The organism is Companilactobacillus tucceti DSM 20183, assembly GCF_001434665.1.
Classification (GTDB): Bacteria; Bacillota; Bacilli; order Lactobacillales; family Lactobacillaceae; genus Companilactobacillus; species Companilactobacillus tucceti.
In genome coordinates this window covers 58,823-72,698 of sequence record NZ_AZDG01000009.1, presented here as the reverse complement: position 1 = coordinate 72,698, position 13,876 = coordinate 58,823, and the positions used below count along the sequence as shown (strand labels likewise).

Here is a 13,876-nt window from a genome sequence, read left to right as displayed (position 1 = left end):
TCGAGCATTAAAGGAAATAGTCCCAACAATCCGATTTTGGATTGTTGGGACTATTTATTTTAAGCGGAAAAAGCTATGTTTTGTTTCACGTTTACGCCGCATATATAACTTTATAGCAGTTCAATCGATTCACATTTACAATATTACCTATCCAACCTGACTAGTTCCATCGTTATAATTCAAGGTTACTCCTGATTGAACATTAAAAATATAAACATTAAATTGAACCTCGTTATCACCAATTGATTGTGCTTCCATTTGAACACCACGTGCTAACAATTCATCTCCACGAAAAATTGGTGTTACTCGATATCTAACAAAATGATTACTGCTTTGTTTTAGATAATAAGCAATATCCATTTCATGTGCCTGCATTTCAGGACTATTCAACGAACGTGTTCCCGTCATTAAATTCTTAGGATTATTATTTTGCCCTGTTAATTGGTAACCAATCAAATGACTACGATTATAGAGCCAACCTGAACTGATTTTTTTATTATGCCAACCAGTTGGATTCCAAGTTAGTCCTTCTCTTTTGGCTGTTGGCATCAGAGAAACATTTAATAAAGCGTTAGCAGACGTTGCTCTATTTAGATTATCCAGATCGCCATATGTTTGCCAAGCACCATTAGCAGTTGATTTATCATCATCAGAAAATTCCGGCTGATTATTATTAACAACTATTTCTTGAGTACCTGTATAGTCGAGATTAGCCAAATTATCCTTAGATGTATCAGAACTATTATTGCTAAACTTTCCTTGATCATTTTCAGTTAAAAAGTCTTCATTCTTCGTAATCTTATCTTGAAGATCCTTAATATCTGACTTCAGAGCTTTGTTTTGCTTGTTTAGTTTTGATGCTTTTTTCTGATATGAATAATCTTTAACTACTTTTGTCTCTTGGGTCGGTTTTGAAGAAGAGTTGCTACATCCGGCCAATGTGAATAAGGCCAAAATAGTGATAATTATATTTACTGATTTCTTCATAATTATACCTTGGCCTTTCTATATCCTGCTGCAATCGCTTCTTGTTCAGAATTAAAATAGACTGCATTTGAGGAGTTCATATTATAACCTCTTTGACCTGGAACATGATAAATATGAGAGTTCTTATTACCAACTATTTGTCCGCTACTAGAAGTATTCATATCTCCTTTGGTGACACCAGACCCTGAATCATTACTTGCCTTAGCTTGCTGAGCTTGTGCTTGTTCTTGTGCCTTAGCATCTTCTTGGGCCTTTTTTTGAGCCTTTTCTTGTTCTTCTTGTTGTCTAGCTTGTTCTCTAGCTGCATCTTCTTTTTCTTGTCTTTGTTGGTCTACTATCTCATCTTTTTTATCTTGAGATTTATCAACTTGCTTTTCTAATTTCTTCTTTTTAGCAACTAAAGCTGTATGTTCATCTTTAGCAATTTCATATTTATCTTTACCAACATATTTCTTTACTATTTTTACATTACTATCAGCCGAAGATTCTACACTGTTTGGTTGAGTCCCAAATAATAACAGTAATATGAAAGCTACAGAACTATAAATAAATCTTTTTTTAACACCTTGTCTACGCTTATTTTTTAAACGAAAAAATTTAACCCCATAATAAATCGCTATAACGGCAAAGATTATCTTCGCCAATTGTAGTATAAAAGTCATTCCCACACCTCTCCTATAATTTTAATTGTGTTTTGTAATACCATTCCCCTATGATTTGGGCAATCATAAATCCTGTAGCTATAGCTCCAGCCACCATTGATACCTTAACTATCAATGCAATTGCCTTATCAAAGTTTCCCAAAACTAAACTACTGACAGCTTGATAAGCTGTAGCTCCAGGTACCAGTGGAACTAATCCTGGAATATTAAATAAAATAACTGGCATTCTTTTAATATGAGCAAAAATGATGCCACATATACCAACACTTATCCCTGCTATCAAGTTAGCAAACATTCGTCCAGTCCCAGCTTCAAACAAGACCCAATATGTTAACCAACCGATCGTACCAGACCATCCCGCAAGATTCAGAGCTCTTTTAGGAATATTTATTATTAAACCAAACCCAGCTGTACCAATATAACTAAGTACTACTTGAATTAAAAATTTTACAAAGTAGTCCATAATAACCTCCTAAAAGTATCTGAATAAAACGGCGATTCCGACTGAAATTGCACAGGCACTCATTCCTGCCTCTAGTGCTCTCTCAAGTCCAGATAACAAATGTCCAGCCAACAAGTCACGCAGTGCGTTAGTGATCGCCACGCCTGGAACTAATGGCATTACCGCCCCTATTAGGATACTGTTTAAATTATGTCCCAATCCTAGACGCACGCCTAATATTGCTAAGGCACCTAAAATAAATGAACCCAAGAAATCACTTATAAATCTAATTGAAGTTGTACGAGTAACATAAAAAGCAACCAAATATCCAATAGTTCCAGTGACACCAGCCAAAGGGATATCAAACCAATCATACTGTTGCGTGAAGATTATCATCATAGTTGCACTTACTAAAAATGCCCCTAATAATTGCATCCACATAGGATAAGTCGGCAAATTTTTATCTAGTTTATCCAACTCATCTTTTAACTGACTTAACGTCAACTCTTTATTACCATAACGACGTGATAGTGTGTTTACTCGATCCACTTTTTCCATGTCGATACCACGATGATTAACTGAACCAAACTGTGTTACCGGCTGTCCTTTTATACTCATCATGACCCCTGTCAGAGTAGTGAAAGCAGCACTATTTTTTTGACCAGAGTTATAGGCAATACGTTTTACCGTGTCCTCAACACGATACATTTCAGATCCGCCCTCAATCATCAAACGCCCTGCTAAAAGACAAGTATCTATTACTTCAGTTGCATCTTCTCTTTTATCTTCTTCCATTTGATGTCACCTCGTTTTCATTAAAGTTAGTATAATTTGTGAATCATAATACTTCAATATTAAAGAAAGCATCATAACTAAAGCAACTAATTTTTAACAAAAATAAAAATAGCCAGTATCTGATCGACAGAAACTGACTAATAATTTGAATATTTAATTGTTAGGCGTCGTTCTTTTAACTAACGCAATGACACGGTAAGCAATATCTTCACCAACAAGTGTAATTGCTGAACCCGCTAAAATAATAATAATTCCGATAATTGTACGTGCATTAATAGCCTCTCCCAAAATAAATAATGATAATACGGGGGCCAAGGCTGGCTTGATCAAAAAGATCAATGAAGCTTGCACGATACCGACCTTTTCCATTGATAAGAAATAAAGACCAAAAGCCACTCCTGTAACAAGGACTGATATATATAAGATCAATGGTAAAGTCTGCCATGTTAATCCCTTAAAGAATGGAACGTTGACAAACTCGCTATATCTAGCAGGTAAATTGCTGACAAGATTAGTGTGCGTCAACCCCATCAGGATACCTAGTTCACCAGCACCAAATAAAAATGCTAGACAAGTCATAGATAAACCATTGATTCCAATTTTCCCACCATAGATTCTAGACATAACGCCATATAATCCGAAAATAATAGATGAAAGTAATCCTAAAATAATTCCGGCTGGTTTGCTTAAATTAAATGGATTAATAATAACTAATAACGCAACTAAAGTTAAAATCAGCGCAAATGTATTGGTACGAGTAAGTTTTTCATGGAGAAAAATGAATCCGATCATCAAGCCAAAAATTGGATTAGCACTAAGGATAATCGCAATAACTGAAGCTTTAGATATTTGAATCGATAATTGATACAGCGTCATACTGACAACCACAATAACAAATCCTGTCAACGCACAAAGCCACAAATCTCTTGCTGACAATTTAATATGATTTTGTCGCATATGCATAATGGCAAAAGGCAATAGTGCCAATCCACCAATCAAAAAACGAATGAAGTTCAATTCTACTGGATTGAACTGTCCCCCTGCTATCTTCAGTGCAATTTCCATCGAACTGAATAGAAACATTGGTATGACTATATATAGAATAGACTTTATCTTCAAAACTTTAACTACATCCCCCAATTTTTAGTAAGTAAACAATATAAGTTTACTACTTTGGTGGTAGTGAAATTAAGGGTAAATTTCAAATTTAATAGTGAATTCGGTTTCACAAGGCATTAAAAAAAAGAGTTCACCTATTATGAACTCTTATCTCTTAGAACTTCTACTTTTTGAATCAAGTTACCTAAAAGCACATCGTCAATATTGTTTTGTTCCAATAAATGATCAATCGACTTACATTCTAAGAGTGAACTTAAATCTTCTTGATTTTTTTTATTGGACAAAGTAATCACCCACCTAAAACAGTTTGCACACCACAATGTAAACGATTACATTACCACTATACTTTTTTTAATGTTATTTTACAAATCTTTTTAAATGTAAAAAGGTTCCTGCAATCCTATTGGACTACCGAAACCTTTCGTTTTTGTAATTGAAATATTTTATTTAAAATTTCTTCAACTGTAATCTAACTGCATTCAATACTGCTATGATCGTAACTCCAACATCAGCAAAGACTGCTTGCCACATACCAACGATACCGACAGCACCTAATAATAGGAATAAAATCTTAATAACTAACGCTAGAGTAATATTTTCAACAACTATCTCTCTAGTCTTTTTAGCAATATCCATTGCTTTAGCAATTTTTGATGGTTCATCACTCATAATTACCATATCGGAAGCATCAACAGCGGCATCTGAACCTAAACCACCCATAGCAATACCTAAATCAGCTTGTGTTAAAACGGGCGTATCATTTATTCCATCACCAACAAAGGCAACTTTATTATCAGTTTCAGACATTAGATCATTTACGATATCTACTTTATCTTCTGGTAATAAGTCGGTATAAACTTTATCTAGGCCTAATTTTAAGGCAATATCCTCACCAATAGCTTTATTATCACCAGTCAACATAACTGTTTTAATACCACGTTTTCTTAAACTAGCAATAGCCGCTTTGGAATCAGATTTAGGACTATCAGCAATAACAATATTTCCTAAATATTCATTATTTCTACTAATATATACAATCGTTCCAACACCATCAGACTCAACCACATCTATGCCATTAGCCTTCATGGTTTTAAAATTACCGGCAATAACTGATTGACCATCAATTGTTGCACTAACGCCATATCCGGCTTTTTCTTTATAGTCACTGACAGAAGATTTGATTTCTTTACCAAAAGCAGTCACGATAGATTGAGCAATTGGGTGATTAGAATTGCTTTCAATTGCGGCTGCAATTTCTAATAACTCATCTTTTGAAATACTTTTAGGATTAACACTGGTAACAGAAAATTGACCTTTAGTTAAAGTTCCTGTCTTATCAAAAGCGATTGTGTTAACCTTGTTCAATGATTCCAAGTAATTGCTACCTTTAACCAAGATACCTTGTTTAGATGCCGCACCAATTCCACCAAAGAAACTTAATGGAACGGAGATAACTAAGGCACACGGACAAGAAATAACTAGGAATACTAAGGCACGATATACCCAATCATTCCATTCACCATTGAATAGTAATGGAGGTACGAGTGCTAAAAAGACAGCCATAGCAACAACTATCGGCGTATAAACTTTAGCAAATCTAGTAATGAATTTCTCTGTATTAGCTTTGCGTTTACTTGAGTTTTGCACTAAGTCCAAAATCTTAGCAACTGTAGAATCATTATAAACTTTTGTAACTTTAACTTGGAGAACTCCACCTTGATTGATCGAACCACTTAAAGCATCGTCACCGATCGTGATTTCACGAGGCATTGACTCACCAGTCAAAGCTGACGTATCAACACTTGATTGCCCTAAAACGACTTTACCATCAAGAGGAATCTTCTCACCAGGTTTAATTAATATCGTTTGTCCAACTTTAACTTGTTCAGGACGAACGACTAAAGTTTTGGAACCATCTTTAATAGTAGCGAATTCTGGTTTTACAGATAACAATGCTGATATTGAACGCTTGGATCTATTAACGGCAATGTCCTCAAAAAGATCTCCTACTTTATAAAAATACATAACTGCAACAGCCTCAGGGTATTGACCAATGATCAAAGCCCCTATGGTGGCAATACTCATCAAGAAATTCTCATCAAAAACTTGTCCTTTAAAAAGATTCTTGACAGCATTCAAAACGATCTCTCCACCGATGATAGCGAAAGCAATTAAGTAAAGCCCGATCGAAACCGAATCAGCAAATGAATCATTCGTAGCAAGTATTAAGAAAATTGCAGATAATACTAGCTTAGTGATAGTCATCTTTGACTCTTTAGTCAAAACATTCTTGACCCGATGATTTTTTTTGTTAGTTTGATAATCTGATTCGACTTTGTATAATTTCATCGCGATATCCTCCTTGTGTAAAGCGTTTACATGAATATATGAGCAATCATTCATACATCAATTATAATATAATATTCGATGGTAAACTTCAACCATCTAGAGTAAGAAAGGCGATTTTATGACAGATAATAATTTCGAAAAAGAACACATAAAATCTCTAAACAATTTGAATAACGAAATCCCCAATAATGACGAACTAGAGGCTATGGTCAACGTCTTCAAGGCATTCGGTGATATGACCAGAGTCAAGATCATATTGGCACTGTCACAAACACCATTAAGTGTCGGTGAAATAGCCGATTCACTAGAAATGAGCCAATCATCTATTTCCCATCAATTGAGCTTGTTAAAACAGTTGAATTTAGTTTCAAGTATGAGAAAAGGACGTAATATTCACTATCGACTTAGCGATCAGCATATTATTACTATTTTTAATCAGACTAAGGAACATATTGTGGAAGACGAAAATGACAATTAGAGAGCAATAAAAAAAGCGGTTAGCTTCCGAGCATTACCTAGGATAATAGATATGGCGATTTATGCCATATTTATTATCCGTAGTAAGCGGAGTTGAACGCGTGCGTTCTTACTCCACCGACGATTCGAAGATTTGCGTAAGCAAAGCTTCAAATCGAGACTTCAGACCTCGGCTGAAGTCGATCGCACAACAGGTGGAATTACTCAAAATCTCACAAAACACTAACTAACTTTTAATAACTTCTTGTCCTCTAAGATTCCAAGTAAAAGCAAACAAACCGGCTGCAATCAAACAAGATGCCATAACAGTAATGAACCCTGAATTCCAACCTAAATGATCAACAATAACACCCATAATTGCATTAGCTGCGACTGATCCAAAAAGATATCCAAATAATCCTGTTAACCCTGCAGCTGTCCCTGCAGCTTTTTTAGGTACAGAATCTAATGCTTGTAATCCAATCAACATAACTGGTCCATAAATTAAGAACCCAATCATAAACAATGCAATATTAACCATCATTATATTAGTAGAACGCCAATACATGAAGACAAAAAATGTCACAACCAACATAAATGAAAATCCTGCTGGACCACGACGTCCTTTAAATAACTTATCAGATACCCAACCGGCAAAGATAGTCCCTGGAATACCGGCAATTTCATATAAGAAATAAGAACCTGAACTAGATGCTAATGAAATATGACGGACTTCCGTTAAATAAGCTGGAGCCCAATTTTCAATACCATATCTGACAAAGTAAACGAAAATATTGGCACATGCTATTATCCAGACCCATTTATTGTTCAAAACATATTTAAAAAGTATCTCTTTAGCCGTCAATTCTTTCTCATACATCACATGTTCTTCATTAGAATAATCATCTTTATATTCTTCAATTGGTGGTAAGCCCTGTGATTCAGGTGTATCACGAATTAAAATATAGGCTATTACAGCAATAACTATTCCGACTAGAGCTGGAATAATAAAAGCCCCATTATATGATTTCATACTTGAAATATTCGACGCAAAAAAAGCTATTCCAACTACTGCAAGTGGTGCCATTAAAGCTCCACCAACATTATGAGCAACGTTCCAAACAGAGGTCCAAGACCCACGTTCGGAAACGGAGTACCAATGTGTAATAACACGTCCTGATGGTGGCCATCCCATTCCTTCAAACCAACCGATCAAAAATAACAAGATAAACATCGAAGTGATCGACTTAGTTAAAATCGGAATAAAACCAAATGCTAAATTAATCAAAGCTGTCAAAATTAAACCTAATGGTAAAAAGATCCTAGCATTACTTCTATCCGACACAATGCCCATGAAGAATTTACTAAATCCATAAGCTATCGAAACAGCTGAAAAAGCAAATCCCAATTGTGTTTTGGAAAATCCTTCATTAATTAGTTTCGGCATAACAATAGAAAAATTATTGCGCAATAAATAGTATCCAGCATAGCCAATAAAAATACCAAAGAAAACTTGCCAACGTAATTTTTTATACGTTGGATCGATTTTATTTGTTTCCACTTTCTTTTTGGCAACTGGAGGTGTTAAAAAGTTCATGTTATTCCCCCCTGATTTAAAGTTCACGAACCTTTATATAATATTCTGATAACGCTTGCAGTGCAATATTTTTTCCAAAATAAAAAAGCCTTACATCAAGGCTTTATGCATATAGTGTTTATATAATCCAGCATATCTTCCGCGATAATCACTCTTCCATGGTTTATCACGTCCACAAAAATGCAAGATAACAGTATTATCGATCACCCAATCCAGATCCCACTTACCATCACCAATTGCAAAATACAGTGCACTCATTCGAGCATCAAAATTATATAATTCGTCTGGTATTTTCATTATTTGATGGCCATATAGACCATTCAAAACATCTTGATCTGGTAAAAATAATGTCAGTTCATTTTCTTTAATGTATGCAAATATGTCACCTGCTTTAACAGTTTGACGAATTTTAGGAAGATTAAATAATAAAACTCCTGAATTGTAATAACTCTCAGCTTCATAATTACCCAATCTTACTTTGTTAAATGGTTCCGTCATATTACTGGTCAAAGCTGAATGACTAGCTGCCGCATATAAATTATCGCCAAGATCCAAGTTATAAAGTGTATGCAGATCATTTATAACCAATATATCAGCATCTAAATATAAAATTCGATCAATATCTGGTAAATACTCGTGTGCAAGTAATCGATAATAGATAGTTGCTGGATATCGGTCCGTTATAGGAGCGTCTTTAAAACGAGCTCCATCGACGATAATGGGATGGTATTTCATTCCTACTTTATCGCAAAAATCCTGAATTCTTTTTATTTCCTTCAATTTATCTTTTTGAAGAACATAAATATCAAAATTCCCTTTAGTGTTCATTTTTATCGAATACAAAGTAGTTAACATTTGTTTAACAACATTATCATCAATTGCAAATAATAAATTCATATCATCCCACCTCCAAACTCAGTATAACAAAAAAGGCCATGATATTGGTCATAGCCCTCTGTACACACACTATTTATCAAAAACATGTAGCAAAACGCTTTTTGTCACACTCTACTTATAAGGATTCTCTTTTAAAACTTTTGCATAAAATTCAATGTCATGGAAAGATTCTCCAAAACGTTTTTCAAAATGTTCACTATTTTCAACATCTTTATTCAAAGTCCCATCAGCTTCAAAGTTTGACTCTGCATTCCAAACTAGAACCGGCTTTGGCATTACGATCATATCCATAATTTGTAAAATTGGGACCATTGAAGTAGCTGCCAACATGCCTCCATCACTAAAACAACTATAACTTATAATTTGAACTGGTTTCTTGCTTACTTGAGATCCCACCAAATCTAAAGCATTCTTGAAACCACCGGGAATAGCATGATTGTATTCTGGAGTCATCATGATATATCCATCTTGCTCTTCGACAGCATTGAGCCACTTATCTTCCATATCCGTTGTACCAGAAACCTTTGCCATTAAAGGAATCTCTTCATGGTCATATACTGGTAATGGAAAATCATGTAAATCTAACCAAGTATATTTAACATTTTCTGTATCTTTCATTATTGACTTTAAATGTTTAAAAATCTTACTTCCTAAAGCATCTCCACGCACACTACCCAAAATTATTCCTATTTTTGTAATCATTCAGTCACCCTCAGCCATTCTTATAATATATAATATAAATTCTTTTATTATATATAAAGCGTAGTTGTAGTGTATTTTTAAGTCAAAGTTTATGCTCAAAGGATATTTTTGATATGATTGATTAACAATCACTAAAGGAGCCCATTATGATCAAACAAATCAACAAAGATACAACTCTACTTTCACAAAAATCTACACCAGCAACCCCCAAAGATAGTCAGGCTATAACTGATTTAATAGACACACTAAAATCACACCAAGAAGACTGCGTAGGAATGGCTGCAAATATGATTGGTATAAACAAACGAATCATTGCCTTTCAATTAGGTAACATGGCCATTCCAATGATAAATCCAGTAATTATCAAAAAGAGTGATTCTTATGATACTGAAGAAGGATGCTTATCGCTAATTGGTGAAAGAAAAACTAAACGATTCAAACACATTACAGTTACTTATTCAGATGCTTCATTTAAACCACAAAAACAAGATTTCAGTGATTTTGTAGCTGAAATTATCCAACATGAAATAGATCATCTGGACGGGATTTTAATATAAAAGGTCTGACAAAAATGTCAGGCCTTTTTTGTATTTCTTTATTTAAATCCATCCTAAAAACAATAATAAAAAACTGAAAATCATGAATAATGGAACCAGTTGTGAAAGTGGAGTTAGGTCGATGAACTTCCGACCTTACTCCACTGGCATCTTTGAAAATTTACGAATTATGCAAAGTTTCAAAGTGAGTCTTCAGACCTTGGCTGAAGACGTCCACACAACAGGTGGAATTATTCATGATTTCCAGTTACACCACTATATAAATATATAAAATCTATTCTTCAACCGGTTCCACAATACCGTCAACAACACTTTCAATTGCTTCAACTAAGGGACTATCTGCTTTAATACCAGTTTCGGCAAATCTATCTTCCCACCAGTCAATTCTTATCTGTTGAACTTTTTTGACAACCTTTTTACCAGTATCAGTTAATTTGAGAATTTTAGTTTTACCTGCTCCATCAACTTTACTCAAGTAATTCAATTTTTTCATCTTATTGATCTCTCTAGTAGCTAATCCTTTATCAACCACAAGCAATCTTGCGACTTGATTTTGACTGACTTCTTTATAGTCACCAATCGACAATAAAATACATGCGGCTGTTGGATTTAACTGTAATTTATCAAATTGTTCTTTTGTATCTTTATAGTATTTTCGATGCAAGATCGATATATCTTGGGCCAAATATCCAATATTTTTCATCTTAAAATTCTCCAAGTTTTATGTGTTGACAAATCAACACCAACGATTTATATTTACTACAATAACATCACGAACCAAGATACTCAAGGAGGATATACATTAATGTCAACTGAAAAAAACGGTGCTGAAGCTTTATTCAATTCGATGGTAAACCAAGGGGTTAAGTACGTCTTTGGACTTCCAGGTGCCAAGGTCGATAAACTTTTTGACCTACTAGAATACAGCAAAGATCCTAAAGCCCCTAAACTCATCATTACTCGCCATGAACAAAACGCTGCCTTTATCGCATCAGGTATTGGTCGTTTAACAGGAAAGCCAGGAGTTGTTGCAACTACTTCAGGTCCCGGTGTTTCAAACCTAGCAACTGGATTGATCACAGCTACTTCTGAAGGTGACCCTGTTGTTGCTCTTGGTGGACAAGTTCCTCGTAATGACGTTTCTAGATTGACACACCAAAGTATTCCTAGTAAGGAACTTCTAAATTCTGCTACAAAAGATAGTGTTGAAGTTCAAGACGCCAACAATATCTCTGAAACATTCGCTAATGCTTATCAAACAGCTATGGCTCCAAAATCTGGTGCAACTTTTATTTCACTACCAAAAGATGTGCTAGACGATTCCGTAACTGATGATGAGATTAAAACACTCGCACCCATTCAACAAGGTGGAGCCGACAGCGATACTATTTCTCAAATTATCGACAAAATAAAACACGCCAAACTCCCTGTTATTTTAGCTGGTATGCGTTCTTCAAGTGAAGAAGTAACTGAAGCTATTCATCATTTCTTACACAAGTTCTCGATCCCAGTTGTTGAAACTTTCCAAGGTGCCGGAGTTATCTCAAGAGACCTTGAAAAAAACTATTATGGTCGTGTCGGATTATTTAGAAACCAAATTGGTGATGCCATGCTTAAAGAAAGTGATCTAGTTATCGCCATTGGATATGACCCTGTTGAATACGAAGCAAGAATTTGGAACGTTGACCTTAGCGGTGAGATCATTAATCTTGATAGTATCGCTCCAGAAATTTCAAATGAATACCAACCTGATTTAGTTGTTCAAGCAGATATTGCTAAAACAATTAGAGATCTTGCACACAACTTACCTGATGACATTGGTTTAAGTGATGATTTAAAGAAACATTTACACGAAATGCAAGTAAGTTTCGTTTCTCAAGATAAAGTTCCTGAAAGTAAGGCTGGCAAGGGATTGCATCCCCTAGAAATCGTTCATGCTCTTCAAAACCAAGTTAACGATGATACAACTGTTACAGTTGATGTTGGTAGTCATTATATTTGGATGGCTAGACATTTCAGAAGTTACAAACCAAGACATTTACTATTCAGTAATGGTATGCAAACTCTTGGTGTAGCTCTACCATGGGCTATTGCCGCAGCACTAGAGCGTCCAGAACAGCCAATTGTCTCTGTTGCTGGTGATGGTGGTTTCTTATTCTCAGGTCAAGAACTTGAAACTGCGGTCCGCTTAAATCTTAATATCGTTCAACTAGTATGGAACGATGGTTTTTATGACATGGTTAAATTCCAAGAAGTTGCAAAGTATGGTCGTTATTCAGGTGTTACACTGGGTAAAGTAGACTTTGCTAAATACGCTGAGAGTTTTGGGGCAACTGGTATGCGCGCTGAAACAGCTGATGAATTAAAGGACCGCTTAGCAGAAGCTTTCAAGACTTCTGGTCCAGTTGTAATTGATATTCCTGTTGACTACAGTGACAATATCAAACTTGTTTCAACATTGCTCGAAGACGTATTGAACTAATAGGAAGGAACTTATTATGTCAAAGACAAATATTCTTTATCAACATGGTACTTTAGCTTTATTAGTACCTGGTTTGCTTGATGGAACACTCACCATGAACGAATTATTAAAACACGGTGATACTGGTATTGGAACTGGTGAAGGTTTAGATGGTGAATTGATCATTCTTGATGGCACACCATACCAATTAGATGGTGATGGCAATATAAACATTATTGATGGTGATTTTATAATGCCTTTTGCAAACAGCCACTTCGCTGATTATGCAGAAATGATGGAAATTGAAAATATTGAGCGTGATGATTTACAATCACAAATCAAACAAGCCGCTAACAGCGATAATACTTTCTTCTCCATTAAGATAACTGGTACTTTCAAAAATATGACGACAAGAGCCGTTAGAAAATCATCAAAACCATATGATTCTCTAGCAAAAACTGCCGAAAATCAAAATACGTTCAACAAAGACGAGGTAACTGGTACATTGATAAGTTATCATTCACCTACTCTATTCGATGGAGCAGCAGTTGGTGGTTTCCACAGTCATTTTCTATCAAACGACCATAGTTTTGGTGGACATATTTTAAGCTTCGAATCAGTAACCGGCGTTGTATCTTTCCAACAATTCGATACATTAGAACAGCACTTACCTACTGATAATAAAGAATATATGGAACATGATTTTTCTAAAGATAATATTCTCGACGACGTACATAAAGCCGAAGGGTAAATAAAGGAGAGTGCAAAAACAGGCGGTCTGCAGCTTTTTTTGCACGTTTAGGATATAAAAAGTCGAAATCTTCAAATCTGAAGGTTTCGACTTTTTTGTAT

15 protein-coding genes are annotated in these 13,876 nt (G+C 35.1%); 4 read left to right on the top strand and 11 right to left on the bottom strand.

The genetic code is table 11. The features are described 5' to 3' along the window. Positions 1-147: 147 nt before the first annotated feature. The 7 genes from FC72_RS05355 to FC72_RS05330 all read right to left on the bottom strand — a co-directional run bounded on the left by FC72_RS05355 (position 148) and on the right by FC72_RS05330 (position 6,270). Positions 148-990 carry a DNA/RNA non-specific endonuclease gene (locus tag FC72_RS05355; RefSeq protein WP_420806040.1) on the bottom strand — a complete coding sequence of 281 codons (843 nt, stop codon included), beginning with the start codon at positions 988-990 and terminating at the stop codon, positions 148-150. Continuing rightward, positions 990-1,649, bottom strand: a complete 660-nt coding sequence (locus FC72_RS05350) for a sunset domain-containing protein (protein ID WP_057765549.1) — start codon at positions 1,647-1,649, stop codon at positions 990-992. Before FC72_RS05350 ends, FC72_RS05355 begins: the two co-directional genes overlap by 1 nt. A 13-nt stretch (positions 1,650-1,662) precedes the next feature. After that, complete coding sequence (locus FC72_RS05345; RefSeq protein WP_057765547.1) at positions 1,663-2,112, bottom strand: threonine/serine exporter family protein; 450 nt, start codon at positions 2,110-2,112, stop codon at positions 1,663-1,665. Positions 2,113-2,121: 9 nt separating this feature from the next. Next, entirely contained in the window at positions 2,122-2,886 is a 765-nt protein-coding gene (locus FC72_RS05340) for a threonine/serine exporter family protein (RefSeq protein ID WP_057765545.1), read from the bottom strand. Between the two features lie 153 nt (positions 2,887-3,039). Beyond that, positions 3,040-4,005, bottom strand: coding sequence for a DMT family transporter (locus FC72_RS05335; RefSeq protein WP_164477891.1), 966 nt, complete (start codon positions 4,003-4,005; stop codon positions 3,040-3,042). 137 nt (positions 4,006-4,142) lie between these two features. Next, the gene (locus tag FC72_RS10755; RefSeq protein ID WP_157051115.1) at positions 4,143-4,289 is read right to left on the bottom strand and encodes a hypothetical protein; all 147 of its coding nucleotides are present in this window, start codon (positions 4,287-4,289) and stop codon (positions 4,143-4,145) included. Positions 4,290-4,452: 163 nt separating this feature from the next. Beyond that, on the bottom strand, positions 4,453-6,270 hold the full coding sequence (locus tag FC72_RS05330) for a heavy metal translocating P-type ATPase (protein WP_057765577.1): 1,818 nt from the start codon (positions 6,268-6,270) through the stop codon (positions 4,453-4,455). A 202-nt stretch (positions 6,271-6,472) separates the two neighbouring features. Between FC72_RS05330 and FC72_RS05325 the strand changes: the two genes are divergently transcribed. Further along, the gene (locus FC72_RS05325; RefSeq protein WP_057765541.1) at positions 6,473-6,832 is read left to right on the top strand and encodes an ArsR/SmtB family transcription factor; all 360 of its coding nucleotides are present in this window, start codon (positions 6,473-6,475) and stop codon (positions 6,830-6,832) included. A 225-nt stretch (positions 6,833-7,057) separates the two neighbouring features. On the opposite strand, the gene pgtP is transcribed toward FC72_RS05325, so the two are convergent. The 3 genes from pgtP to FC72_RS05310 form a co-directional block, all read right to left on the bottom strand. After that, a complete protein-coding gene (gene pgtP, locus FC72_RS05320) occupies positions 7,058-8,407 on the bottom strand; it encodes a phosphoglycerate transporter protein PgtP (protein ID WP_057765539.1) in 1,350 nt (449 codons plus the stop codon). Positions 8,408-8,497: 90 nt separating this feature from the next. Continuing rightward, on the bottom strand, positions 8,498-9,304 hold the full coding sequence (locus FC72_RS05315; RefSeq protein ID WP_057765537.1) for a glycosyltransferase family 8 protein: 807 nt from the start codon (positions 9,302-9,304) through the stop codon (positions 8,498-8,500). A gap of 111 nt (positions 9,305-9,415) precedes the next feature. Next, entirely contained in the window at positions 9,416-10,006 is a 591-nt protein-coding gene (locus FC72_RS05310; RefSeq protein ID WP_057765535.1) for an NADPH-dependent FMN reductase, read from the bottom strand. Positions 10,007-10,152: 146 nt separating this feature from the next. On the opposite strand from FC72_RS05310, the gene FC72_RS05305 reads away from it, so the two are divergent. After that, entirely contained in the window at positions 10,153-10,563 is a 411-nt protein-coding gene (locus tag FC72_RS05305; RefSeq protein ID WP_057765532.1) for a peptide deformylase, read from the top strand. A gap of 274 nt (positions 10,564-10,837) precedes the next feature. Here the strand turns inward: FC72_RS05305 and FC72_RS05300 are convergent, their stop codons facing one another. Further along, entirely contained in the window at positions 10,838-11,266 is a 429-nt protein-coding gene (locus FC72_RS05300) for a MarR family winged helix-turn-helix transcriptional regulator (RefSeq protein WP_057765530.1), read from the bottom strand. Between the two features lie 102 nt (positions 11,267-11,368). Between FC72_RS05300 and alsS the strand changes: the two genes are divergently transcribed. Continuing rightward, on the top strand, positions 11,369-13,045 hold the full coding sequence (alsS, locus tag FC72_RS05295) for an acetolactate synthase AlsS (protein WP_057765529.1): 1,677 nt from the start codon (positions 11,369-11,371) through the stop codon (positions 13,043-13,045). Between the two features lie 16 nt (positions 13,046-13,061). Further along, the gene (budA, locus tag FC72_RS05290) at positions 13,062-13,775 is read left to right on the top strand and encodes an acetolactate decarboxylase (RefSeq protein WP_057765527.1); all 714 of its coding nucleotides are present in this window, start codon (positions 13,062-13,064) and stop codon (positions 13,773-13,775) included. The last annotated feature ends 101 nt before the right edge of the window (positions 13,776-13,876 follow it).

Coding starts and splice junctions, on each gene's coding strand:
- FC72_RS05310 (WP_057765535.1), bottom strand. CDS start 10,006: ATGATTACAAAAATAGGAATAATTTTGGGTAGTGTGCGTGGAGATGCT.
- FC72_RS05340 (WP_057765545.1), bottom strand. CDS start 2,886: ATGGAAGAAGATAAAAGAGAAGATGCAACTGAAGTAATAGATACTTGT.
- alsS (WP_057765529.1), top strand. CDS start 11,369: ATGTCAACTGAAAAAAACGGTGCTGAAGCTTTATTCAATTCGATGGTA.
- FC72_RS05315 (WP_057765537.1), bottom strand. CDS start 9,304: ATGAATTTATTATTTGCAATTGATGATAATGTTGTTAAACAAATGTTA.
- FC72_RS05325 (WP_057765541.1), top strand. CDS start 6,473: ATGACAGATAATAATTTCGAAAAAGAACACATAAAATCTCTAAACAAT.
- FC72_RS05330 (WP_057765577.1), bottom strand. CDS start 6,270: ATGACTATCACTAAGCTAGTATTATCTGCAATTTTCTTAATACTTGCT.
- pgtP (WP_057765539.1), bottom strand. CDS start 8,407: ATGAACTTTTTAACACCTCCAGTTGCCAAAAAGAAAGTGGAAACAAAT.
- FC72_RS05345 (WP_057765547.1), bottom strand. CDS start 2,112: ATGGACTACTTTGTAAAATTTTTAATTCAAGTAGTACTTAGTTATATT.
- FC72_RS05300 (WP_057765530.1), bottom strand. CDS start 11,266: ATGAAAAATATTGGATATTTGGCCCAAGATATATCGATCTTGCATCGA.
- FC72_RS05350 (WP_057765549.1), bottom strand. CDS start 1,649: ATGACTTTTATACTACAATTGGCGAAGATAATCTTTGCCGTTATAGCG.
- FC72_RS05305 (WP_057765532.1), top strand. CDS start 10,153: ATGATCAAACAAATCAACAAAGATACAACTCTACTTTCACAAAAATCT.
- budA (WP_057765527.1), top strand. CDS start 13,062: ATGTCAAAGACAAATATTCTTTATCAACATGGTACTTTAGCTTTATTA.